Genomic DNA, 24,248 nt, shown 5'->3' with positions numbered 1-24,248 from the left:
CCTGAGGTTCGAATGAAAAAAATACTGCTCCCTCTGGCCCTGGCTGCCGCCTGTGCTTCCGTCTACGCCGCTCCGGCCAGCGTTACCGAATTGGACAAGATGACCAAGCGTTATGCTCCGGTCGCCTTGACGGCCGATACCAGCAAGCTCTCGGCCGGCGACAAGAAAGCCATCGCCAAGCTGATCGAAGCGGCCAAGATCGTCGACGTGCTGCAACTGCGCCAGCGCTGGTCCGGCAACGAAGCGCTGTGGGCCGCGCTGCAAAAGGACACCACACCGCTGGGCAAGGCGCGCCTGAACTACTTCTGGCTCAACAAAGGTCCATGGTCCATCCTGGACGATCATCAAAGCTTCCTGCCTGCCGAACTGGCCGGCATCGCGATCCCGGCCAAGAAGCCGGAAGCCGGCAACTTCTATCCTGAAGGCGCGGGCAAGCAGGCGCTGGAAAGCTGGATGAACACGCTGCCGGCCAAGGACAAGGAACAGGCGCAATGGTTCTTCACCACCATCCGTAAAAATGCGGCGGGCCAGTTCAGCGTCGTCAAATATTCGGACGAGTACAAGCCCGAGCTGACGAAAGCCGCTGCGCTGCTGAAGCAAGCCGCCGCCGATACGGACAACGCCTCGCTGAAGAAGTTCCTTGAGCTGCGCGCCGATGCTTTCCTGAGCAATGACTACCTGGCCTCCGACTTCGCCTGGATGGACCTGGATGCGCCGGTTGATATCACCATCGGCCCTTACGAGACCTACAACGACGAGCTGTTCGGCTACAAGGCCGCGTTCGAAGCCTACGTCAACATCCGCGACCAGAAGGAAACGCAGAAGCTGGACTTCTTCGCCAAGCACATGCAGGAGCTGGAAGACAATCTGCCGCTGGACGCCAAGTACCGCAACCCGAAAGTGGGCGCGCTGGCGCCGATGGTGGTGGTCAACCAGGTGTACGGTGCGGGCGACGGCAATATGGGCGTGCAGACCGCCGCCTACAATCTGCCGAACGACGAGCGCATCATCAGCCAGCGCGGCTCCAAGCGCGTGATGCTGAAGAATGTGCAGGAGGCCAAATTCAAATCCACGCTGACGCCGATCTCCAAGCTGGTGCTGAAGCCGGTGGACCAGAAGGATGTGGATTTCGATTCCTTCTTCACGCACATTCTTGCGCATGAAATCACGCACGGCCTGGGTCCGCACATCACCAAAAACAATGGCGCCGAATCGACGCCGCGCCAGGACTTGAAGGAAGCCTATTCGACCATCGAGGAAGCCAAGGCCGACATCACCGGCCTGTACGCGCTGGCCTACATGATGGACAAGGGCCAACTGGCCGGCACGCTGGGCCAGGGCGCTGCGGCTGAACGCAAGCTGTACACGACCTTCCTGGCCTCGGCCTTCCGCACGCTGCACTTCGGCCTGACCGATTCGCACGCGCGCGGCATGGCGATCCAGATGAACTACATCCTCGACAAGGGCGGCTTCATCTCGCACGGCGACGGCACTTTCGCGGTGGACTTCAAGAAGATCAAGCAGGCGGTGATCGATCTCGACCGCGAATTCCTGACCATCGAGGCAACCGGCGACTACGCCCGCGCCAAGGACATGATGGCCAAGTACGTGGTGATCCGTCCCGATGTGCAAAAAGCGTTGGACAAGATGAAGACGGTGCCGAACGATATCCGTCCTGAGTTCAAGACTGCCAACACGCTGCTGGGCAAGTAATTCACAGCTGGGGTCAAGTCTGACATTCGGACACGGTCTCTGCCGTAGCGACCGCTACGGCAGAGACCGTGTCCGAATGTCAGACTTGACCCCAGCGAGGTTTCAAAACCTCAATGATTCAACTTTTTCTACGTAGAAATAATCTGTTGTAGAACCTGCTTCACGGCAATAAATCTTGCCCGTCGCATGCTACAGTTTGGTCATCATGATCAAGCGCGCCTTATTCCTGCTGCTCCTGTCGTCCACCGGCCTGGCTTCCGCCGCCCAGCTGACCGATATGGAAACCCGCTGGCTCACCGCCGGTTCCGCCGTGCTGGGCTACGCCAAGCAGGAGCTCAAGCTGCCTATCGATATCACCGTCCAACCTCAGGCGCGCGCCAACGATGTGCCGCTGGCGCTGGGCTTCCAGGATGGCCGCTGCAAGCTGGTGCTGTCGATGCGCGGCAATCCCAAGGCTGAAGATATCCTCGCCGGCGTGCCCGCCGACCAGCAGCCGCTGATGATCGAAGCCATGGTCGCCCATGAAATCGGCCACTGCTGGCGTTATGCCCAGGGCGTGTGGCACGTGTTGCCGGCCGGCTTCGAGGAGCGCGTCCAACCATCGCCGGAGCAGGCCGAGGCGCAAGCCCAGGCGCTGCGCGAAACCCGCCGCGAGGAGGGTTTTGCCGACCTCGTCGCGCTGGCCTGGACCCAGCAGCGCCATCCGCAGCATTACGGTGCAGTGGCCGCCTGGATGCACCAGGTGCGCCAGCCTTCTCCTGCCGCGGTCGCCGGCTCGCACAGCACGCTGGCCTGGCTGCAACTGGCGCCCACCGGCGCCGTCTTCGACCGCAGCCAGCCGCTGTTCGAACAGGCCGCCGGCCTGTGGCGCCAGGGCCTGCTGCAGGACGACTGACCCTTCAAGCCAAATCCGCTACTTGGTACGTTCCCGCACAGAGCCGAGGCGCGGTCGGGCGTTTAATGTGTCCATCAACCACCACAAAAGGGACACATCATGAACAAGCTACTCCTCTTCGTCATGGCCACCGCCGCCAGCGCAAGTTTTGCCGCCACCACTCCGAACAATGACACGGTGGCCTACAAGGCCGCGACCAAGCAGGCCGAGATCGACTACAAGAGCGCCAAGGCAGCTTGCGATGGGCAATCGGGTACTTCCAAGGATGTCTGCGTCGAGCAGGCCAAGGTCGCCCGCGCCAGCAGCGAGGCCAATGCCACCTGGCAGTACAAGAACGATAAACGTTCGGTGCAGAAAGCCCAGACCGAAGTGGCGGACGCTAACTACAACCTGGCCAAGGCCAAGTGCGCACCGCTGACCGGCGCCGACAAGGATGGTTGCCTGAGCACCGCCAAGTCGACTCACGTGGCCGCCATCAACGACGCCAAGGCCGGCAAGCAGATGGCTGACGTGGCCCAGACCGGCATCGATTGCAGCACCATGAGCGGCACCGACAAGGCATCCTGCGAAACCAAGCAGAAGAGCGCAATGGCCAAGGACACCGTGGCTGACTCCGTCATCACCACCAAGGTCAAGACCGAACTACTGGCTGAGCCTGCACTGAAATCGCTGGACGTGCATGTGGAAACCACCAACGGCACCGTCATGCTGAGCGGCTTCGTGCCGTCGCAGGCCGAGGTGGACAAGGCTGTCGATGTGGCCCGCAACGTCAAGGGCGTGAACAAGGTGCAAAGCTCGTTGCGTATCAAGTAAGTCCCCCGGCGGCCTTCGGGCCGCAGGGACCGCCGGCCCGCGGTCCCTTTCTTTTTGCTTGCATTGATTATGATCGTAATCTAAAATCGTTGCAAGCGTGCGTGTCCCGCGCACCGTCGTCGTGAGGACTCGCATGTTTTCCCTACCCTTATCCAACTGGCTGCAACGTCGCGGCCTGCATTATTCGTGGGTGATCGTCACCATCACTTTCTTGACCGGTCTCAGCTCGTCCGCAGCGTTGGGGCTGCCGGGGGCGCTGTTACAGCCGCTGTCGCAGGAGTTCGGCTGGGACGTTGAACAGATCTCGTCGGCGCTGGCGGTGCGCTTCGTGCTGTTCGGTTTGATGGGGCCGTTTGCCGCCATCCTGATGGAGCGCTTCGGTCTGCGCAACGTGGTGGTGACGGCGCTGACGCTGGTGTCCGGCGGCCTGGCGCTGGCCACGCAGATGACGCAGTTCTGGCAGTTGGTGCTGTGCTGGGGCGTGCTGCTCGGCGTCGGTTCCGGCATGACGGCGCTGGTGCTCAGCGCCGTGGTGTCGACCCGCTGGTTCGACAGCCACCGGGGCCTGGTGGTGGGCGTGCTGACGGCGGCCTCGGCCACCGGCCAGCTGATCTTCCTGCCGATCGGCGCCTGGTTGATCGAGCACTTCGGTTGGCGCATGGCGGTACTGCCGGTGTTCATCGCCTGCGCTGTGGTGGCCGTGCTGGTGTGCCTGCTGATGCGCAACCGTCCCAATGAACTGGGCCTGACGCCGTATGGCGCCGCTCCCGGCACTGCGGTGGCGCCGATCGCGCCGGCCATGCGGATCACCTTCGCCACGCCGTTCCAGGTGCTGGCCGGTGTCGCCGGCAATCGCGTGTTCTGGATACTGTTCGGTACCTTCTTCATCTGCGGCCTCAGCACCAACGGCCTGATCCAGACCCACTTCATTTCGCTGTGCGGCGATTCCGGCCTGTCGGCGGTGCCGGCAGCCTCGGTGCTGGCGATGATGGGCGCGTTCGACCTGGTCGGCACCATTGCCTCCGGCTGGCTGTCGGACCGCTACGACAACCGCAAGCTGCTGTTCATGTACTACGGCTTGCGCGGCTTGTCGCTGTTCTGGCTGCCATATTCGGAATTCACGCTGTACGGCCTGTCGCTGTTCGCCATGTTCTACGGCCTGGACTGGATCGCCACCGTGCCGCCGACGGTGCGGCTGGCCGGCGCCACCTTCGGCAAGGAGAAGGCGGGCATGGTGTTCGGCTGGGTGTTTGCCGGCCACCAGCTGGGCGCGGCCGTGGCCGCGTACGGCGCCGGCCGCGTGCGTACCTTGATGCTGACCTACAACCCGGCGCTGTTCGCCGCCGGCGCCGCCTGCCTGCTGGCCGCCGTCGTCATCCTGATGATACGCAAGCCGGCGGTGGCCGTTGCGGCCGTCGCGCCGGCCAAGGCCGCGTGAGGGGAGGGCGTCAGCCCATCGCCAGCAGCGCGATGCTGACGCCGACGCCGGCCAGCCACACCAGCGTGCGCAGCGTGTCGACATTCGCCAGGTACAGCGCGATGTAGACCAGCCGCAAGCCGATAAAGCCCAGCGCCAGCGTGTCGATGCGGCCCTGGTCGCCGTGGGCCTGCTGCGCCAGCACGACTGCGGCGATGAACAGCGGCAGTATCTCGAATCCATTCATCTGCGCGGCGTTGGCGCGCGCCTGCCAGCCCGTCAGCCCGGCCGCCCACTCGCGCGGCTGCTTGTTGTCGTAGCGTCCGGCGCCGCGCGCCAGCTTGGCTGAGGCCAGCTTCGCCAGTCCTACCGTCGCGGTCGGCAGCATGCATGCCGCCAAAACACACCAGTTTGCAATCGTCATACGGTCCCCTTATTGGTTTGGATATTCAAGGATTGATATCAGGAAATCCTTGTTGGTACTCTACTATTGATTTGAGCGCAAAAATGTTAACCAGGGTAAATAGTTGTGAATTAAGTTTCAACTGCATCAAAGCGAACTCTGCAATTACTGTCACAATCTGTAACAAATATCAATAAAGTGGGTCAAAAATAAATATTTTTACAACAAGAATGATTCATAAAAAAACAATGATATATTGACTTTTAGACCACAGCCATCTGGGATGCACTTCGGTGATGAGGGCTGTTGGTTGCTATCAGGGCGATATATATCTTTCCACAAGAAACCTAAAAAGTAAGGATAGTTTTTATGATCTTCAATACCAAACAATTGAAACTGGCCGCCGTGACCGCAGCCCTGTTGGCCGCTGGCGTAGCTCAGGCATCGAATGGCCAGGTCGCTACCATGGCCCCGCTGGAGCCGCTGACCGGCAACACTTCGGCGGTGAGCAACTGGCGCTTCACCATCGGCCAGAGCTTCAACGGCGTGGCTGGCGCGCTGGACGGCGTGGCACGTCTGAGCTTCACCAATTCGGCCGGTAGCTGGGCTTGCTCGGGTTCGCTGCTGGCCGGTGGCCAATATGTGCTGACCGCTGCTCACTGCGCCGATGACTTCAGCACGATGAAGGTGCAATTCGGCTGGCAGGGCGGTACCGCCGCTGTGACCCGCAACGTTTCGGTCGGCAATGCCTTCGTCAACAAGGCCTGGACCGGCACGCTGGACACCGGCGCCGACATCGCGATCCTGAAACTGGACACCGCCGTCACCACCATCAAGGGCTACAACCTGAGCACGACCAACGACGTCGGCAAGGATTACCTGATGGCTGGCTACGGCACCACCCAGAAAGCCACGACCAATGCGGCGACCAATTGGAACGATGGTAACTACGGCCACTACGCTTACAACACCTTCGACGTCGACAGCAACACGTTCAATAAAGCGGTAGGCGACAAAGATCCAAGCTGGGGCTACAATCCTGCGGATTACGCGGCTGGCACCACCTACATGAGCGATTTCGACAGCGGCCAAGCCAACAACAACACCCTGGGCCGCATCGCCGATATCACCGGTAATAAGTGGAACAGTGGTAAGGGGCTGGGCGCGAATGAAGGTCTGATCGCCGGCGGCGATTCGGGCGGCGGCGACTTCGTCTGGAACGGCACCGAATGGCTGCTGTCGGGCGTGCACTCGTGGGGCTGGCAAGGTACTAGCGCTTGCAGCCTGATCGGCGGCCTGACCGGTTGCGATAATGCGTCGCAGAACGGTTCCAGCTACGGCGACCTGTCCGGCTCCACCGCGACTTTCTCGCACATCGGTTGGATCAACTCGGTGACGGCCGTACCAGAACCAGAAACCTACGCGATGATGATCGCCGGTCTGGCACTGGTTGGCGTAGCCCGCCGCCGCAAGCAGAAGTAATTCTTCCGGCATAAAAAACCCCCGTCGCCTTTTGGGCCACGGGGGTTTTTTCTTGGGCGGCTCAGTCGCCTGAGCTTACTTCAGATACTTGGCCAGCCAGCCGTGCACTTCGCTGTAGAAGTAGCGGCTGTTGTCGCCCTTTAAGATCCAGTGGTTCTCGTCCGGGAACACCAGCAGCTTGGCCGGCACGTTCAGGCGATGCTGGGTCGCGTAGTTCATCAGCGCGTTGTTGGCCGGCACGCGGTAGTCGAGCTCGCCCACCGAGATCAGGATGGGCGTGGTGAAGCCCGTGCCCTTGGCATGGTTCCCCGCCTGCATCACCGGGCTCTGCTCGCGCCACACGGCCTTGTCGCCCCACACCGGGCCGCCGCTGTTGACTTCGCGGCCGTGGATGCTGTCGCTGCTGCCCCACTGCATCACCAGATCCATCTCGCCCGCGTGCGACACGAAGGCCTTGTAGCGCGTGGTGGTCGCCTGCAGCCAGTTGGCCAGGTGGCCGCCGTAGCTGGCGCCGCCGGCCGCCAGGCGGCTGCCGTCGACATAGCCGTACTTCTTGATCGCTTCATCGACCGCCTCGTTGACCTCGTCGCCCGGGCCCTTGAGCGGATCGCCCTGGATGGCGCGCGCGAATTCCTCGCCGTAGCCGGTCGAACCCTTGTAGTCGGTCAGCAGCACTACATAGCCTGGCTGCGCCAGCAGGTGGTAGTTCCAGCGGATCACGAACTGGTCGCGCCACATATTGGCCGCGCCGCCGTGGATCACCGCGAACAGCGGATATTTTTTAGCCGGATCGAAATTGGCCGGCTTGACGATCATGTTGTGGATCATGCGGCCGTCGCTGGCCTTGAACCAGAAGTGTTCCGGCGCCTGCCAGTCGATGCCGGCCGCGCGCTCGGTGTTGAACGAGGTCAGGCGCTTAGGCGCGCCATTGCCGAAGGCGTACACCTCGGGCGGGTTGATGGACGATTCCCACACGCCCACCATGGCCTTGCCGCCGGCCGCCAGCGAACCGATGCTGCCGGTCGGCAGCGACGCCTCGTCGCGCAGGTCGCCGCCCGCGTAGTTGATCGAATGCAGCTGCTCCAGGCCGGCGTGCTCGTAGCTGAACACGATGCGGCCGCTGCCGCTTGGCAGCACGAAGCGCGAGATCGAGCGGTCCAGCGTGGCCGTCAACACTTTCGGCGTCGGATTGCTCAGCGGCCAGCCGAAGCTGGCGAGGCGCGTCACGTCGTAGACCTTGCCTTCTTCCTCGGCCTCGGTCAGCGTGAACAGCGTCTTGCCGTCGGCGCTGAATTTCAGGCCGTGGTAGCTGTGCTTGTCCTGGGTCAGCTGCTGCGGCTCGCCGCCGGCCGTTGCCACGCTGAAGATCTGCGTGTAGCCGGCCGCGCGCGCCGCCTCGTCGCGGTTGGTCGAGGCCGAGAACACCACCGCCTTGCCATCCTGCGACCAGATCGCGTCCAGTGACTGGCCCTCGTCGCCCTGGCCGCCGCCGAAGCCCGGCAGCGCCGCCAGCTTGCTGCCGGCCAGCAGGTCGCGCGGCCTGGCGCCGGCGTCGGCGTCCATCACGAACAGGCGCACTTTCTTATCGTCGAGCCACTTGTCGAAGAAGCGCGGCGGGAAGGTCTCGTAGGCGCGCGCCGTGTACTTGCGGTCCTTGCGTTCCTTGGCGCTTTTCTTGACGTCGTCCTCGCTGGCGTTGCCGGGGTAGATGTCGCTGACGAACAGCAGCTGCCTGCCGTCCGGGCTGAACTTGGGCTGGCGCGCGCCCAGCGTCAGCGTGGTCAGGCGCTGCGCCTCGCCGCCGGCCGCCACGTCGATGCGGTACAGCTGGGCCGCGTCGTCGCCGTCGCGCTTGGCGACGAACACCAGCTGCTTGCCGTCCGGCGACCAGTTGGCGCCGCTCTCGCCGCCCTTGCTGAAGGTCAGGCGGCGCGCCGGCGTATCGTCGGTCAGCGACTTGATCCACAGGTCCGACCATTGCTCCTTGCTGTCGTAGGCCGGATCGGTGACGGAGAACACCGCCCACTTGCCGTCCGGGCTGGGCAGCGGGGCGCCGACCCGTTTCATCAGCCACACATCTTCGTGCGTGATCGCGTGTCTTGCGGCCGGCGCATCGGCGGCAATGGCGCCGCCGGCCAGGCCGGCCGAAATCAATATGGCAAAAATGGAAAGTCGCGGTATAGTCATGACGGGGTCGCTCGAAAGTCGGTGAAGCGACGATAGTGACCAAATCTCCCATTGCTGTCAATCAAGTTTCCACCCTATCCCATGGAGTAGCGATCGATGCAGACTATTACCAAAATCCACAAAGTAGCGGCCTTCACCGCAGGCGGACAGGGCGGCAATCCGGCCGGCGTGATGATACGCGCGGCCTTGCCGGACGAGCCTGCCATGCAGCGCATCGCCGCCGAGATGGGCTATTCGGAAACCGTGTTTGCCGCACCGGCCGGCGACGGCTGGCGCGTGCGCTACTTTTCGCCCGACGGCGAAGTGCCGTTCTGCGGCCACGCCACCATCGCGCTCGGCGCGGTGCTGGCGCAGCAGCACGGCGACGGCATCTTCCCGCTGACCACCAACCACACCCGCGTCACCGTCGAAGCCCAGTCCAGCGGCAATGAGGGCAGCGCGGCGCTGCAATCGCCGGCCACCACCAGCGCGCCGGCCCCGGCCGGGCTGGTGGCGGCGGCGCTGGCGCTGTTCGGCTATCGCGAGGGCGACCTGGACCAGCGCATCCCGCCGGCGGTCGCCCACGGCGGCGCCGACCACCTGGTGCTGGCGCTGGCCAGCCGTGCCCAGCTGAGCGCGATGCGCTACCAACTGGCGGACGGCCGCAGCCTGATGCGCGAGCACGGCCTGGCGACGATCTCGCTGGTGCACGCGGAAACACCGCAGCGCTTCCACGCGCGCAATCCCTTCGCGTCCGGCGGCGTCTATGAAGACCCGGCCACCGGCGCGGCGGCGGCGGCGCTGGGCGGCTATCTGCGCGATCTCGGCTGGCCGCATGGCGGCGCCATCGACATCGTCCAGGGCGAGGACATGGGCGCGCCTTGCCATCTGCGGGTGCAGATTTCCGATGAGCCCGGCAGTTCGATCCGCGTCTCCGGCAACGCCCGCATGCTGGGCGACTAGGTCGGCTAATCCCACTTCTTCAGCAGGCGGGCCAGCTCGCCGGTTTTCTCCATCTGTTCCAGCGCGCGCCGCACGCGTGCGACCACGGCCGGATCGACATGCCGGCCCATCGCCATGTGCAGCTGCGCGGTGGACATCACCTGCGGCAGTATCCTGATCTTGCCGGTGGCGCCCGCGCGCGCGATGAAGGCTTGCAATCCCGGCGAGCGGTGCAGGAAAAAGCGCGCCCGCCCGGCCACCAGTTTTTGCACATTCATCGCCGGACTGGTGGCGCTGGCGTTGATCTGCAGGCCGCCCTGGGCGATCAGGAAATCGGTGGTGGCGTAGCCGCGGTTGGCCAGCACCATGCCGTCCTTGCCCAGCTTGCGCACATCGTCCCAGTTGTTGATGACCACGTCGTCATCGGCGCGCACCATCAGCATGTAATGGATGGGGAAGAGCGGCGGGTCGACGAACACGTAGTTGCGTTCGCGCTCCTCGGTGCGCTGGACTGCGCACAGCGCGTCGTGCTGCTGGATCGCCACCTCGTGATAGGCGCGGATCAGCGGCATCCATTGCTGGTCGCCGATGAAGACCAGGCCGGGATCGATGCGCTCGATGGTGCGGAAGATATCCACGCACAGGCCGATGATGCGGTCCGGCCCGGCCGGGATGAACTTCGGCTCCGTGCCTTCCTGCGCCGCCACCCGCAGCGTCACCGGCTGCGCGACGGCCGCCGGCGGCAGCAGCGCGGCCAGCAGCAGGAAGGCGGCGCCTGCGGGCCTCAGTCCCATTTTTTTTGCAGCCGGTTCAGTTCGCCGGTCTTGTCCAGTTGATCCAGTGCGCGATGCAGGCGCGCCGCCACCGCCGCATCCACGTGCCGGCCCAGCGCCATATAAAGCTTGCTGTTGTACATCACGGCCGGCAGTATCCTGACCTTGCCGTTCAGCGCATTGCGGTCGAGGAAGGCTTGCAGTCCGGTGGAGCGGTGCAGGAAAAAGCGCCCGCGCCCGGACACCAGCTTGTGTAGATTCATCAGCGGATTGGTGGCCGCCGCATCGACCTGCAGCCCGCCGAGTTGCGTCAGGATGGCGGTGGTCGCGTAGTTACGGCTCGACAGCACAACCCCCTGCGCGCCGAGCCGCCGCACGTCGTCCCAATCGCCGATAATGACGGGGTCGTCGGCGCGCACGATCAAACGGTACTCAATCGGAAACAGCGGCGGTTCGAGGAACAGGTATTGCCGGTCGCGCTCGGGCGTGTGCTGGACGCCGCACAGCACATCGAGGTGGCCGGCGCTGACTTCCGCATAGCTGCGGATCTGCGACAGCCACTGCTGGTCGCCGCTGAAGCGCAAGCCGGGATCGGCCTGTTCGACGGCGCGCAGGATGTCGACGCACAGGCCGACCACCTGCTGCCTGTCGGCGATGTACTTGGGCTCCGTGCCTTCCTGCGCGGCGATGCGCAGCACGATGGCCGATGCCGGCGCGAGTGCGCACATCAGCAGGCCGGCGGCCATCGTCCCTCGCAGTACCATCCTCGGCAGCATGTCTTCCCCTGCGCGAAAAATATTGTTGTTTAAATATTCACCCCGGCCAGCATTGGAAAGTATATCGCAGTCATCGCTGTCGGCGAACTTGACAGCGACACGCCCGGCGGCGGCGCGGCGCGCGCTAATCGCCTGATTCCAAAGGGAGAGCAGAGCACGGCACGATAAATGCGTCACACCGCCGCGTGTCCGCCTGGCGCGGACTGGTGTTTCCACGCATGGGAAAGGATATCGTATGCGAACTGCTCCCTCCTTGTTGCTGGCTGCGCTGCTGCTGGCGGTCAGCGTCCCCGGCAACGCCTTCTGTCCCAAGAATGGCTTTGTCTGTTTCATCACGTCCAAGTCGGCCGGCAGCCTGACTCACCAGGACATCACCCAGCGCGGCATCGAAGCGCTCGACAAGCGCTACTTCGGCGTGCCCAAGCTGACCGCGTCGATGCAGAAGGCGCTGGACCAGATCATCGAGGCGGACGCCAAGGTCGACGAGGACCAGACCAGCTCGGCCAAGCACTTCGACGGCGAGAACGCGGCCGGCGCCCAGCTGCGGCTGGCCACGCTCAAGCAGAACGTGCTGGACGCCTTGCGCAGCGATCCGATCAACACCACCGGCGCCCGCGACAACCTCGGCAGCGCGCTGCACACCATCCAGGATTTCTACTCGCACAGCAACTGGGTCGAGCAGGGCAACAGCGGCGCCCATCCCGGCGTCGGCCGTCCCGGCTCGCTGCCCTTCGCCGGCCCCGCCACGCCGACCTGCGACGGCTTCACCGACACCGGCCTGTTCTGCGCCAATTCGTCCAACCTGGTCGGCAGCCTGCTCACCAGCGGCTATTACGGCGGTGAGGACCGCGTCAAGCCGGGCTCCTTCAAGTGCAGCCACGGCGGCCCGCTCGACAAGAGCTCGCCGTCCAGCGACATCCTTGGCTACTTCCGCGAAGGCATTAACAAGGACACGCTGTACTGCGACATCTCGCCGCACAGCGGCTTCCACAACACGGCGGCGGCGGCGGCCATCGCCGGCACGCAGCAGTTCGTTGAAGACATCAAGGCCGAGATCACGCCGGCCCAGCTGAAGGCGCTGCTGGGCGCGGGCCCCACGCTGGCTTTTGCCATCGACACCACCGGCAGCATGGGCGGCATCATCGCCGGCGTGCGCGCCTCGGCCATCAGCATCGTCGACGCCCGCCTCGGCACCGACGAGGAACCGCTGCAATATGTGCTGGCGCCGTTCAACGATCCGTTCACCGGCCCCACCATCGCCACCAACGACGCCGGCCTGTTCAAGGGCGCCATCAGCGGCCTGGGCGCGTCGGGCGGCGGCGACTGTCCCGAGCTGGCCATGACCGGCATGTACAACGGCCTGTCGCTGGCCGATCCCGGCGGCGACCTGTTCATGTACACCGACGCCACCGCCAAGGATGCCGGCCTGGCGGGCGCCGTCATCAGCCTGGCCAAGAGCAAGGACATCAAGATCTATCCGGTGCTGTTCGGCAGTTGCTCGCCGTTGACGCCGGGCTTCCTGCAGGCGGCGGCCGAGACCGGCGGCCAGGTGTTCTTCCTGTTCGGCGGCGAGGCCAGCACCGTCACGCAACTGGCCGACCTGGTGGTGCGCAACAACGTGGTGCAAGTGCTGTCGCTGGTCGACACCTATTCCACCGCCAAGAGCTACACGGTGCCGGTCGACAGCAGCATGAGCCGCCTGACGGTCTCGGTCAGCGGCACCGTGCAGGGCGTGCAGCCGGTGGTCACGCTGACGCGGCCCGACGGCGTGGTCGTCACCGCCGCCAACGCGACCCGCTTCCTGAGCCTGTCGAGCGGCGTCATCATCTCCATCGACAGCCCGCCGCGCGGCGCCTGGACCTTGTCCATCAGCGGCTCGCCCGACCAGACCTACGTCAACGTCAACGGCGTGGCGGACCTGGCCTTCAACTCGTTCAGGCTGGCCCGCTTCGGCGCGCAGCCGCCGCACCAGGGCTTGCTGACGATAGATGGCGAACCCGGCCCCGGCCAGTCGCTGTATGCGATCGCCGCGCTGACCGGCATCGACAGCGCGCCGCAATTCCAGCTGCGCCGCAAGAACTTCGAGCTGCTGTCGCCGCTGCCGCTGGAGGCGGACCAGACCGACAGCGGCCGGTTCTTCGGCGCGCTGACCGTGCCCAATGAAGCCTTCGTCGCCTACGCCACCGGCACCGACAGTTCCGGCTTGCCGTATCAGCGACTGGTGAGCGTGATGGTGCAGCCGCAAACGGTGTCGGTGGTGCCGCCGTCGCGCCAGGATCTGCGCCCCGGCGTCACCACCACGCTGACCTACCAGGTGCGCAACGAAGGCCCGGCCGGCACCTTCAGCATCAGCGCCACCGATGACCAGCACTACATCGCCAGCATCTCGCCCAATGTGCTGACCCTGGCCAGCGGCGCCAGCGCCAACGTCACGGTCACGCTGACGCCGCCGGCCAGCGCGCGCATCGGCAGCTCCGACAGCATCACCGTCACGGCGCAGAGCACCAGCGTCGTTACGGTGCACAACAGCGCCTCGCTGACGGTGTTCGTCACCGGCGCGGTGCAGGTGCCGGGCCGGCCCGACTTCATCGCCGCCATCGTCGGCCAGGAGACCGTGGCGCCCGGCGTCATCGGCGTCGATGTGCGCTTCACCAACACCGGTGTCGGCACCGCGCACGACATGGCCTTGTCCTCGCTGGCGCTGCGCACGCTGGCCGGAACCGGCACCGTCACGCTGAACACCGCCTTGTCGCCGGCGCTGCCGTTCGTCACGCCCAATGTCGATGTCGGCAGCTTCTTCACCGTGCGCCTGACCTTCAACGTGCCTGCCACGGTGCAGCGTTTCAGCGTTGCCGAAAACGGCAGCGTGACCGACCTGAACGGCGTGATCTACGCCTACTCGCAGGCGCAATCCGTCATCCCGAAATAAACCGGAGGAACCGTCATGAAACTCAGATATCTCTGCGCGCTGGCCGCGCTGTTGTTGAAGCTGTTGTGGTGGGCGCCTGTCGCCAGCGCGACGCCGTTCGTGTTCACCTTCGCGGCGGTGCCGTCCGGTGCGGTCACCGGCAATCCCGGCGACACGGTGGGCTGGGGCTACCAGCTGGTCAACACCGACACGCTGAACTGGTTCGTGCCGACGCAGCTGAACGCATCCTCGTTCAGCATCGGCTCGCCGGACGCCAGCTACTTCGACTTTCCGGTGCTGGCGCCGGGCGCCACCGTGGCCGCCGCCTTCAACGCCGCCACGCATACCGGGCTGTATGGCTTGCAGATCTTCCCGTTCGCGCTGCCGGCCATGGGCGACAACGGCAGCTTCAGCATCTCCGGCGAATGGTGGAATGGCGATCCGCTGGCGGGCGGCACGTTCCTGCAGGTGTCGGATGTGCTGCTGGCGCCGCTGTCGGTAGCGGTGGCGGCGACCGGCGTGCCGGTGCCGGGCAGCTTGTGCTTGCTGGCGCTGGGGTTGTCTTTAATGTGGCTGGTCCAGCGCCGTCGCCAGAAAGGCGCGCAGTTCGGCGGCGCTCTGGAGTGAGGGCGCGGCGGGCTGCACATCCCGGTAGTAGCCCGGGCCGGTGCGGCCCAGCAGCTTGAAGGATTTGCCCGCGTAGCTGCTGGGCCGCACTTGCAGCAAGGCCAGTTGCGTCCAGCCGCCTTCCAGCGCCTGCATATGCACGAGGAACTGGCAGGCGTACTGGCGGCCTTCGGCGTTCCAGTAGTAATCGACATCGGGGGCAATCAGCACGTCGTGGCGGCGCCGGTCTGCGGGCAGCGCCAGCCACGCCGCCAGCGCCGGGTTCGACGGCGGCAATGCGAGGTCGTCGTCCGGCGGGAACAGTGGGGAGCCGAAGGGCAGGGCCATGCGGTAGCGCCGGTGTTCCTCGCGCTGCGCGGGGATGCGCTGCACCGCTTGCAGCAACGCCTGCTGCGCTTGCGGCGCGGTCATGCGGACTGTCAGCGTGTCCTGCTGCGAGTGCGCCGCCGTGGACAGCAGCAAGGCCAGCACGGCAGGCGCGACGGCATGCATGTCAATCCCACTTGCGCATCAGCCGTTCCAGCTCGCCGTTTTTTTCAAGCTGAAACAGCGCGCGCTCCAGCCGCTCGTTGATGAATCCGGCGAGTCGCTTGCTGGTGACGAAATACAGTTTGGCGCTGTACATTACTTGCGGCAGGATGCGTACCTTGTCGGCGGTGCCGGTGCGCTCCAGCAGCCGTTGCAGGCCGGGGCCGCGATGGAAGAACAGGCGTCCGCGTCCCGCGATCAGCTTTTGCAGATTCGATTGCGGGCTGGTGGAGTTGGCATCGACTTCAATGCCGCCCATCTCGGCCAGGATAGTGCCCGCCGCGAAGCCGCGATTGATCAGCACCACGTTGTCGGGCGCCAGGCGGCGCACGTCGTCCCACTGGGTGACGACCACCGGATCGTGGGCGCGCGCCAGGAAGTGGTACTCGATGGTGTATAGCGCCGGGCCGAGAAAGTGATATTTGAGTTCGCGTTCCGCCGTGCGTTGCATGGCGCACTGCACGTCCTGCTGGCCGGTTTCCATTTCCGAGTAGGCGCGTATCAGCGGCTTCCAGCGCTGGTCGCCGACGAATTGCAGCGTCGGTTCGATCTGCTCGACGGCGCGCAGGATGTCGACGCACAAGCCGACTACACGGTCCTTGCCGTCGGCGATGAACTTGGGTTCCGTTCCCTCTTGTGCCGAGGTGCGCAACACGATGGCATGAGCGGGCAGGCTGGCAGACAACAGCAAGGCGCAGCATGCCGCGCCGAGCAGCCGTGTCCACCCGCTGTGTAGTCCTGCCATCTCATCCCTTCCGTGCCGCGCTGTGCGCTGTTTGATGACAAGCTTACACCAGTCAGCGCAGGGTGCGGGTAAATTGATGGCCTCCATACAGCGTGCCCGCTACGCATTCCATACCGTCCTGATAGGGGCCTTGCACGAAAGCGCATTTGTTCAGGACACGGACGGATGCGAGGTTGTTGTCGGTGACGTAGGCCTGCAGCTGCTGCAAGCGCCACTGCTCTTGCGCCAGTGCGATCAGGTGCTGCAACGCGCGCGTGGCCAGGCCCTGGCCCGCCGCGTCGCGGGCGATGCGGTAGCCGGCTTCGGCGCTGGCCGTGTGGCGATTGATGTCCTTCAGATTGGCGCGTCCGACGACACGGCCACCGGTGTCGAGCAGCAGGCATGGATGCCAGGTGCCGTTGGCATAGCCGTCCAGGTAGTGCTCGATGTGGCGCTGCACGCCGTGCGGCGTGTAGAAGCTTTCGTCGCGCGGCGCGATGTACTGTTCGAACCAGGCGCGGTTCTCCAGTTCGAATTGCAGCAGCGGCGCCGCGTCCTGTGTTTGCAGCGTCTTGATGATGATGTCGTTCATACCGTCTCCAGAAAATCTTTTGAACAGGCGACCAGGCCAGCGCAGGCCAGCGTGGCCAGGCCCGCCGCCGTCAGCGCCGGCACGATGCCGCAGCGGGCGGCCAGCAAGCCCCATGCGGCGCTGCCTATGGTCTGGCCGGCGGCGATCGCCAGGATGTGCACCGACAGTGTCCTGGCGCGCACCGCATCGGGAAAGGCTTGCTGCGCCGCGCCGTTGAGGGTGGTGACGATGGCCGACCATGCGACGCCGCCGATCACCACCAGCACCAGGCGCAGCGGCTGCGAGGCTGCCAGGCCTATCGTCATCAGCATGCCGCCATGGATGCCCAGGCCGCCGGCCAGCACCACGCGCTTGACTGCGTGGCGGCGCGCGAGCGGCAACACGAAGGCCGCCAGTACCGCGCCTGCGCCCAGTGCGCCCATCAGCGCGCCGTAGGTGCCGGCATCGTGATGCAGCAGCGGCAGCAATGCGGCAAAGGCGGCCGAGACGAAGAATATCGCCATCGCATGCAACAGCAGCGAACGATAGCGGGCCGACGCCCAACTGATGCGCAGCGCGCTGCCCATGCTGTGGCGGTCGGCCATGCGTGGCGCTGGCGATGTGCGCGCTTGCCGGTAGATCCACAGCAGCGCGCTGAAGGACAAGGCGTTCAACAAGTACAGCGCTCCCGCACCGGTCAGCTGAAACAGCATACCGCCCAGCGCTGGCCCGGCCAGCGCCGCCAGGTTGTAGCTCATGTTATTCAAGGTGGCCGCCGCTTCGATCTCCTGCGGCGGCACCAGCGCCGACATCGACGCCTGCCACGCCGGCATCGTGAACGCCATGCCGGCGCCCATGACAAAGGTCAGCAGCAGCAAGGCGGACACCGGCTGCCGGCCACCGAAGGCCAGCAGCGCCATCGCGACGGCGGCCAGCGCCATCACGGCGTTGCTGCGAAAGAGCAGGGTGGGGCGATGCAGCGTATCGGCCAGCGCGCCGGCGGGCAGGGCGAACAGCAGCATCGGCGCCCAGGTCGCGGTCTGCACCAGCGCCGTCAACTGCGGCGAGTGCGACAGCGTGGCGATCTGCCAGGCCGCCGCGAAGGCTTGCATGCGGCTGCCCAGGTTGGACAGCATATTGGCCAGCCACAGTTGGCGAAAGCGCGCGTGGCTCAACGGCTGGAAGATTGAAACGGCGTGTGGTTTGGGCGGCATGGCTGAAGTCTAAAAGCGCGCTGCAGCGAGGGTCAATCTTGATTCCGGCAATCGACATTACAATAGGCGTATGAACCAAGACCTGTCCGCAACCGAGGCCGCGCGCATCCTCGGTGTCAGCCTCGCCACTTTGTACTCGTATGTCAGTCGCGGCCTGTTGACGCCCGGCGTTGCGCAGGCCGGGCGACGCAAGCGCTATCCTCGCGATGAAGTGCTGCGGCTCGCCGCGCGCAAGGCCGACGGCAAACGTGGCGGCCATCAAGTGGCCGCCGCGATGAACTGGGGCACGCCAGTGCTGGAGACGCGCATCTCGCGCATCGCCGACGGCCGCTTGCACTATCGCGGCCACGATGTGCTGACGCTGGCCGCCCGCGCCACGCTGGAGCAGGTGGCGTGTTTGCTGTGGGACGATGGCGGCACCGACTACTTCGCCGCCGACGCTGCCGCCAACGCCGACGTGTTGCGCGCAACGTTCGGCGTCAACGCGTCCCCCCTGTCGCCATTGGAAGCCGCGATGTGCGCGCTGCCCGTGCATGCGCGATCGCTGCCCGCGCAGCCGGACGATGCCCACGGCCGCTTCGTCACCGGCGCCGGCCTGATGCGCCTGCTGGCCGCAACGCTGCTAAACCGCGCGCCCTCCGCCGAACCGCTGCATGTGCAAATCGCGCAATCCTGGCACGCCAACGCAGCGCAGGCCGAATGGATACGCGCCGCGCTGGTCCTGCTGGCCGACCACGAATTAAACGCATCCACCTTCACCGTGCGCTGCGTCGCCTCAACCGGCGCGAGCCTGGCCGCTGCATTGAGCGCCGGCCTGGCCGCCTTGTCCGGCGCACAGCACGGCGGCGGCAGCACACTCGCGCGCACCATGCTGGAAACTGCTCTGACGTCGGACAACCCCGAACGCAGCATCGCCGCTTACTTCGATGGCCGCGACGCCAGCCTCGCAGGCTACTCGCATCCGCTCTACCCGCAAGGCGACCCACGCGCCGCCTATCTGCTGAACGCGATGTCGCCCTGGCCGCAAGCCCGCGCCGTGCTGGCGCTGGGTGAGCAGGCCTCCGCCCACCTCGGCATGCCACCCAACGCCGACCTGGCGCTGGCCGCCATGAGCATCGTTTGCAATTGGCCTCCAGCCGCCGGAGAAATCCTGTTCGCACTGGCGCGTTCGGCCGGCTGGATCGCCCACGCGGCCGAGCAGATCGCCGACGGCGGCCTGATACGGCCCCGCGCGCGCTACATCGGCAACTATCCGGCCACATAAAAATACCCCTTCATAGGGGACTGTAGCAAGCCCGCCTCACTTGTTTCCTAAACAATACTAAACATGATGCGAACTTTGAAAGTTTGTAGAGCCGCCATGGCTTCTTCTGTATAAATCTTTCTGGTTGGAATGCAGTGCCCAACGACATGCCGTCGGCATTTGGCTCGTTTAGGAAAATTTCAAGCAACCAGCCGATGGGAACGCTGCTTCCGCCACATAAAAAATACAGCCCGTCGTCGGGCACACGACCTGGAGACCATACATGACAATCAAACCACCTCTCGCTTCACGTCAGCGCCGCTGGCAAGCCACGCCTATCGCCACGGCCCTGGGCCTCGGACTGATGGCCCTGACCAGCGCCCACGCGCAAGTCGCGCCGGCCGAGAAGCCTGCTGCCAAATCAGCCGAGAAGAATGCCGACGCCAACCAAGTGGAGTCGGTGGTTGTTACCGGCTATCGCTACGCGATCGAGAAAAGCCTGGACCAGAAGCGCAACGCCAACGCCATCGTCGATGTCGTCACCGCCGAAGACATCGGCAAGTTCCCCGATAAAAACGTGGCCGACGCACTGCAGCGCGTGCCAGGCGTAATCATCGACCGCAGCGGCGGCGAGGGCAAGAACGTCAGCGTCCGCGGCCTGTCGTCGGAACTGACCCTGACCCAATTGAACGGCAACTACATCGCCACCGCCGAGTCCAACGGCGACCCGACCCGCTCGTTCAACTACATGCTGATGCCGGCCAATATGCTGTCCAGCGCCGAGCTGTTCAAGTCGCCTGAAGCGCGCATCGACGAAGGCGGCATCGGCGGCACCGTGATCCTGCACACGCGCCGTCCGCTGGAAGTCAAATCCGGCAGCGGCTTCGTCGCCGCCGAAGGCACCTGGGCCGACACCAGCAAGAAAACCGACGGCCAGTTCTCCGGTCAATATGCATGGCATGACGAGGGCAACCGTTTCGGCGTGCTGGTCGGTTACACGCAACAGAAACGCACCACGCGCACCATGGGCGCCAGCACCGAAAACTGGCAATGGTACGGCGACAACTACAAAACCCATCCAGCGACCGATGTCAACGGCAAGCCGTCCGACATGAACAGCTACTGGTGGGGCCAGTCCGGCTTCTACGACCAGGCCGGCAAGTACTACAGCAACTTCATGATGCCAACCTCGGTCAACTTCGATGTCAAGACCGAGGACCGCGAGCGAAAGGGCGGCCAGCTGACCATGCAATTGAAGCCGGTCCGCAACCTGACCCTGACCGGTAATTACTTCCGCTTCGACCTGTCGCAGAACTCGCAGACCAACACGCTGAAGATCCCGGAATGGAATCTGGCGCGCTACGACGGCGACGGCAACTGGCCGGGCGGCCGCATGCTCGACGGCCTGACCTTCGACCCTAGCGGCACCATCGTCACCGGCGCGAAGTACAGCGCGCATCCAGGCAAGACCTACTATTGCAGCGGCGCCCAGGCGGCAGCGGGCGGCATCAAGAACACCGGCGGCTTCGGTCCCGACGACTGCACCATTCCAACGCCGCAGATCACCGGCAGCTACAACCGCGAGAAGGCGTTGTCGCAAACCGCCGACATCGAAGCCGAATGGCACGGTGAATCGCTGGACGCCACCTTCAAGGGCGGCCGTACCTGGGCCGGCGGCGGCCCTGAGCTGCAATTCGGCATGCCGATCAAGCCGCGCCTGCAAAACGCCGACGGCAGCTGGACGCTGGGTAACTACGCCAGCGCCTGGAGCACCACCGGCACGCCGACGATGACGTTCTCGCCGGAGCTGATGGCCAATCTGCAAAAAGGCATAGGCGAGATCGACCTCGGTTCGACCTCGTCCTCGTGGACCCGCAACAGCACCCAGCAGAAGTACGCCCAGGCCGACTTCACCTGGCACAACGACGGCAAGTGGCTGGACTCGCTGCAATTCGGCGGCAAGTATCGTGACGGCGGCACCAGCCGCAGCACCGGCAACAACTACTGGGTGTGCAAGGGCGCCAATCCGGCCGACTACGACAAGCGCTATCAGGCCGGCTGCGATTCCACCGCCAACAAGTTCCAGCCGCAGTTCCTGTACAGCCAATCGCTGGACAACCTGGCCGGCGGCATCAAGGCCAGCGCGTTCCCGGCGATTAACTACCCGGCCTACATCGCCTACCTGAACCAGACCTACGGCGCGATGCAGACCCGTAACGAAGACAACTTCGTCTACAACGTCAACGAGAAGATTTCGTCGACCTACCTGCAGGCCAACATCAAGACCGACCGTCTGCGCGGCAATATCGGTCTGCGCGTGGTGCGCACCAAGCAGCATGCCGACTCGACCGACCGCGTCGACAACTACAACGACTACTTCTTCAACGGTCCTAACGGCGCGCCTGCGCCTTGCCAGGCGGGCGGCTTGCCTGCGGTCGGCGCACCTGCCGGCTCCGGCTGCACCAGCGGCTTCACCCGGCTGCCGGACAGCACCGCGCGCACCTCGTCGTTCGTGGTCAGCTCGCTTGACCGCAGCTACAACGACGTGCTGCCTAGCCTGAACCTGGCCTACGATCTGCGTCAGGATCTGCTGCTGCGCGTGGCGGCATCCAAGGTGGTCTCGCGTCCAAGCTACAGCGATATCGCTGCGCCGGGCGGCTTGCAGTACTACAGCCAGGAATACGTCAACGACCGCCGTCTGATCGGTGGCGGCGACAAGCAGGGCTGGTTCGGCGAAGGCAGCAACAAGCAGCTGGAACCGTACAAAGCCACCCAGCTCGACGTGGGCCTGGAGTGGTACTTCAAGCGCGGCTCGGTGCTCGGCGTCGATCTGTTCCGCAAGAACGTCAGCAACTTCGCTGTGCCGGTGGTGCGTGACGTGACCATGGACGTGGGCGGCAAGAGCGTGACCGTGCAGAACTACTCGACTTCCGCCGGTGGCCGTAACGGCGTATCGCAAGGTGTCGAAATGTATGCGCAGCACACGCTGGCTTCCGGCCTCGGCTTCCAGGTCAACTACACGTACAACAAGACCAACCAGGCCGCCATCACCCTCGGCGACGGCACGGAGATCGGCAAGTCGCAGCTGGTCGGCAGCGCGAAGAACCAGGCGAACATCACCGTGTTCTACGAAACCGAGAAGTACCTGGCACGTGCGTCGTACAACCGTCGCGGCGAAGTGGTGGGCGGCCTGGTCAACGGCTTGAACGTCTACCAGGATCCGTACAGCCAGGTCGACGTCAACGTGGCGTACAACATCACCAAGGAGCTGAGCCTGACCGCTTCGGTGTTGAACCTGACGAAGGAAGAGAGCAGCTCGCATCTGGGCAGCGACACCAACAACCGCTTCTACTCCAATGGTTACACCGGCCGCATCGCTTACTTCGGCCTGAACTACAAGTTCTGATTTCGTCCCCCTCTCGCGCCCGCCGGCGTGAGGGGCCTTCCCTTCCGGCCGTTGCCAGTTTTGGCGACTGCCGGTTTTTTTGCTTGAAGAACGGATCGCGAGACATGACAAACAACAGGATCAAGCGCGTGGTGGTGGTCGGTGGCGGCAGCGCCGGCTGGATGGCTGCGGCGGCACTGGCTACCTATCTCGGCAAGCAGACTTCGGTGCGGCTGATCGAGTCCGAGGAAATCGGCATCGTCGGCGTGGGGGAGGCCAGCGTGCCGCATATCCGCATGTTCAACGGACAGATGCTGGGCATCGACGAAACCGAGTTCGTCAAGCGCACGCAGGGCACGATCAAGCTCGGCATCCAGTTCCAGGACTGGTCGCGCATCGGCGATAGCTACATCCACGGTTTCGGCGTGATCGGCCGCTCGCTGGGGCCGCTGCCGTTCCACCAGTTCTGGCTGAAGCTGTTCCAGTCCGGACGGGCGGCGCCGATTGGTGAGTACTCGCTGCAAACGGTGATGGCACCGCAAGGCAAGTTCGTGCCTGGCGATAGGAACTCGCCGCCGAACTCGCCATTGGCCGACATCGCCTACGCCTATCATTTCGACGCCGGCCTGTACGCGCGCTTCCTGCGCGAGCTGTCGGAGCAGCGCGGCGTGCAGCGCATCGAAGGCAAGATCGTCGGCGTGAACCAGCGCGCTGACGATGGCTACGTCGAATCGGTGACGATGGAAAACGGCCAGGTCGTTGAAGGCGAGCTGTTCATCGATTGCTCGGGCTTCCGCGGGCTGCTGATCGAGCAGGCGCTGAAGACCGGCTACGTGGACTGGTCGCACTGGCTGCCGTGCGACCGGGCGATGGCGGTGCCGAGCGAACGCATCGATCCGATCACGCCGTACACGCGCGCCACCGCGCGCGAGGCGGGGTGGCAGTGGCGCATTCCGCTGCAGCACCGCACCGGCAACGGCTATGTGTATTCGAGCAAATACATCGGCGACGACGAGGCCGCCGCGACGCTGCTGGCCAATCTTGATGGCAAGCCGCTGGCCGATCCGCGTCCGCTGCGCTTCACGCCCGGCATGCGCAAGAAGTGCTGGAACAAGAACGTGGTGGCGCTGGGTCTGGCCAGCGGCTTTCTGGAGCCGCTGGAATCGACCAGCATCTACATGGTCCAGTCGGGCATCACGCGGCTGCTGGGGCTATTCCCCGGCAGCGATTTCAATCCCTTGCTGGCCGAGCGCTTCAATCGCGAATCCGCATTCGAGTACGAGCGGGTGCGGGATTTCCTGATCCTGCACTACCACGCGACCGAGCGCAACGATACGCCGTTCTGGGACTACTGCCGCACGATGTCCGTACCGGACAGCTTGAAGGAGGCGATGGATCTGTTCCGCAGCGACGGACGCTACTTCCGCAACGGCGAGGATTTCTTCGCGCTGCCGAGTTGGGTACAGGTGATGCTGGGCCAGCGCATCATGCCGCAAAGCTACCACCCGATTGTCGACGACATGCCGGAGGATAAGCTGGTGCAATACGTCGAAGACATGCGCGCAACGCTGGCCCACGCCGTCGCGGCGATGCCCACGCACGGGCAATGGCTGGACCGTTATTGGAAGGCTTCCCCTCTGTAGGTAGCGTGTGCTATCAACCCGGTTG

Annotated in this window: 19 protein-coding genes; 11 read left to right on the top strand and 8 right to left on the bottom strand. The window is 64.6% G+C overall.

Annotated features, from left to right (window positions below; all coding sequences use genetic code 11):
* The first annotated feature begins 12 nt into the window (after positions 1-12).
* The 4 genes from GEV02_RS18490 (at position 13) to GEV02_RS18475 (ending at position 4,859) form a co-directional block, all read left to right on the top strand.
* Complete coding sequence (locus tag GEV02_RS18490) at positions 13-1,713, top strand: dipeptidyl-peptidase 3 family protein (RefSeq protein WP_152839361.1); 1,701 nt, start codon at positions 13-15, stop codon at positions 1,711-1,713.
* Between the two features lie 205 nt (positions 1,714-1,918).
* Positions 1,919-2,608, top strand: a complete 690-nt coding sequence (locus GEV02_RS18485) for a hypothetical protein (protein ID WP_174999168.1) — start codon at positions 1,919-1,921, stop codon at positions 2,606-2,608.
* A gap of 99 nt (positions 2,609-2,707) precedes the next feature.
* Positions 2,708-3,421 (top strand): BON domain-containing protein, encoded by a 714-nt coding sequence (locus GEV02_RS18480; RefSeq protein WP_152839359.1) that lies wholly within the window; start codon positions 2,708-2,710, stop codon positions 3,419-3,421.
* Between the two features lie 133 nt (positions 3,422-3,554).
* Positions 3,555-4,859, top strand: coding sequence for an MFS transporter (locus GEV02_RS18475; RefSeq protein WP_152839358.1), 1,305 nt, complete (start codon positions 3,555-3,557; stop codon positions 4,857-4,859).
* 10 nt (positions 4,860-4,869) lie between these two features.
* On the opposite strand, the gene GEV02_RS18470 is transcribed toward GEV02_RS18475, so the two are convergent.
* The gene (locus GEV02_RS18470) at positions 4,870-5,262 is read right to left on the bottom strand and encodes an MAPEG family protein (RefSeq protein WP_152839357.1); all 393 of its coding nucleotides are present in this window, start codon (positions 5,260-5,262) and stop codon (positions 4,870-4,872) included.
* A gap of 348 nt (positions 5,263-5,610) precedes the next feature.
* Between GEV02_RS18470 and GEV02_RS18465 the strand changes: the two genes are divergently transcribed.
* On the top strand, positions 5,611-6,723 hold the full coding sequence (locus GEV02_RS18465) for a trypsin-like serine protease (RefSeq protein WP_152839356.1): 1,113 nt from the start codon (positions 5,611-5,613) through the stop codon (positions 6,721-6,723).
* 75 nt (positions 6,724-6,798) lie between these two features.
* On the opposite strand, the gene GEV02_RS18460 is transcribed toward GEV02_RS18465, so the two are convergent.
* The gene (locus GEV02_RS18460) at positions 6,799-8,910 is read right to left on the bottom strand and encodes an alpha/beta hydrolase family protein (RefSeq protein WP_152839355.1); all 2,112 of its coding nucleotides are present in this window, start codon (positions 8,908-8,910) and stop codon (positions 6,799-6,801) included.
* Positions 8,911-9,006: 96 nt separating this feature from the next.
* Between GEV02_RS18460 and GEV02_RS18455 the strand changes: the two genes are divergently transcribed.
* Positions 9,007-9,852, top strand: coding sequence for a PhzF family phenazine biosynthesis protein (locus GEV02_RS18455; protein WP_152839354.1), 846 nt, complete (start codon positions 9,007-9,009; stop codon positions 9,850-9,852).
* 5 nt (positions 9,853-9,857) lie between these two features.
* On the opposite strand, the gene GEV02_RS18450 is transcribed toward GEV02_RS18455, so the two are convergent.
* A complete protein-coding gene (locus GEV02_RS18450) occupies positions 9,858-10,625 on the bottom strand; it encodes a substrate-binding periplasmic protein (RefSeq protein ID WP_152839353.1) in 768 nt (255 codons plus the stop codon).
* Complete coding sequence (locus tag GEV02_RS18445) at positions 10,616-11,380, bottom strand: substrate-binding periplasmic protein (protein ID WP_152839352.1); 765 nt, start codon at positions 11,378-11,380, stop codon at positions 10,616-10,618. Before GEV02_RS18445 ends, GEV02_RS18450 begins: the two co-directional genes overlap by 10 nt.
* Positions 11,381-11,615: 235 nt before the next feature.
* Here GEV02_RS18445 and GEV02_RS18440 point away from each other — a divergent pair, with 235 nt between their 5' ends.
* Complete coding sequence (locus tag GEV02_RS18440) at positions 11,616-14,309, top strand: hypothetical protein (RefSeq protein ID WP_152839351.1); 2,694 nt, start codon at positions 11,616-11,618, stop codon at positions 14,307-14,309.
* A gap of 15 nt (positions 14,310-14,324) precedes the next feature.
* Complete coding sequence (locus GEV02_RS18435; RefSeq protein ID WP_152839350.1) at positions 14,325-14,915, top strand: PEP-CTERM sorting domain-containing protein; 591 nt, start codon at positions 14,325-14,327, stop codon at positions 14,913-14,915.
* Here the strand turns inward: GEV02_RS18435 and GEV02_RS18430 are convergent.
* Genes GEV02_RS18430 through GEV02_RS18415 form a run of 4 tightly spaced genes read right to left on the bottom strand, consistent with a single transcriptional unit; the run spans position 14,853 to position 17,952 of the window.
* Complete coding sequence (locus tag GEV02_RS18430; RefSeq protein ID WP_152839349.1) at positions 14,853-15,407, bottom strand: hypothetical protein; 555 nt, start codon at positions 15,405-15,407, stop codon at positions 14,853-14,855. The two genes, GEV02_RS18435 and GEV02_RS18430, sit on opposite strands and share 63 nt — an antisense overlap.
* A 1-nt stretch (position 15,408) precedes the next feature.
* Positions 15,409-16,188 carry a substrate-binding periplasmic protein gene (locus GEV02_RS18425; RefSeq protein WP_152839348.1) on the bottom strand — a complete coding sequence of 260 codons (780 nt, stop codon included), beginning with the start codon at positions 16,186-16,188 and terminating at the stop codon, positions 15,409-15,411.
* Positions 16,189-16,240: 52 nt separating this feature from the next.
* A complete protein-coding gene (locus tag GEV02_RS18420; RefSeq protein ID WP_152839347.1) occupies positions 16,241-16,759 on the bottom strand; it encodes a GNAT family N-acetyltransferase in 519 nt (172 codons plus the stop codon).
* Entirely contained in the window at positions 16,756-17,952 is a 1,197-nt protein-coding gene (locus GEV02_RS18415) for an MFS transporter (protein ID WP_152839346.1), read from the bottom strand. Before GEV02_RS18415 ends, GEV02_RS18420 begins: the two co-directional genes overlap by 4 nt.
* A gap of 70 nt (positions 17,953-18,022) precedes the next feature.
* Here GEV02_RS18415 and GEV02_RS18410 point away from each other — a divergent pair, with 70 nt between their 5' ends.
* The 3 genes from GEV02_RS18410 to GEV02_RS18400 all read left to right on the top strand — a co-directional run bounded on the left by GEV02_RS18410 (position 18,023) and on the right by GEV02_RS18400 (position 24,223).
* Complete coding sequence (locus GEV02_RS18410) at positions 18,023-19,216, top strand: citrate synthase family protein (protein ID WP_152839345.1); 1,194 nt, start codon at positions 18,023-18,025, stop codon at positions 19,214-19,216.
* Between the two features lie 262 nt (positions 19,217-19,478).
* Entirely contained in the window at positions 19,479-22,601 is a 3,123-nt protein-coding gene (locus GEV02_RS18405) for a TonB-dependent receptor (RefSeq protein WP_152839344.1), read from the top strand.
* Positions 22,602-22,705: 104 nt separating this feature from the next.
* Positions 22,706-24,223 (top strand): tryptophan halogenase family protein, encoded by a 1,518-nt coding sequence (locus GEV02_RS18400; protein ID WP_152839343.1) that lies wholly within the window; start codon positions 22,706-22,708, stop codon positions 24,221-24,223.
* Positions 24,224-24,248 lie beyond the last annotated feature (25 nt).

The organism is Rugamonas aquatica, from assembly GCF_009380215.1.
Taxonomy (GTDB): Bacteria; Pseudomonadota; Gammaproteobacteria; order Burkholderiales; family Burkholderiaceae_D; genus Rugamonas; species Rugamonas aquatica_B.
The sequence above is the reverse complement of the archived record's forward strand: the minus strand, read 5'-3'. Positions and strand labels throughout refer to the sequence as shown.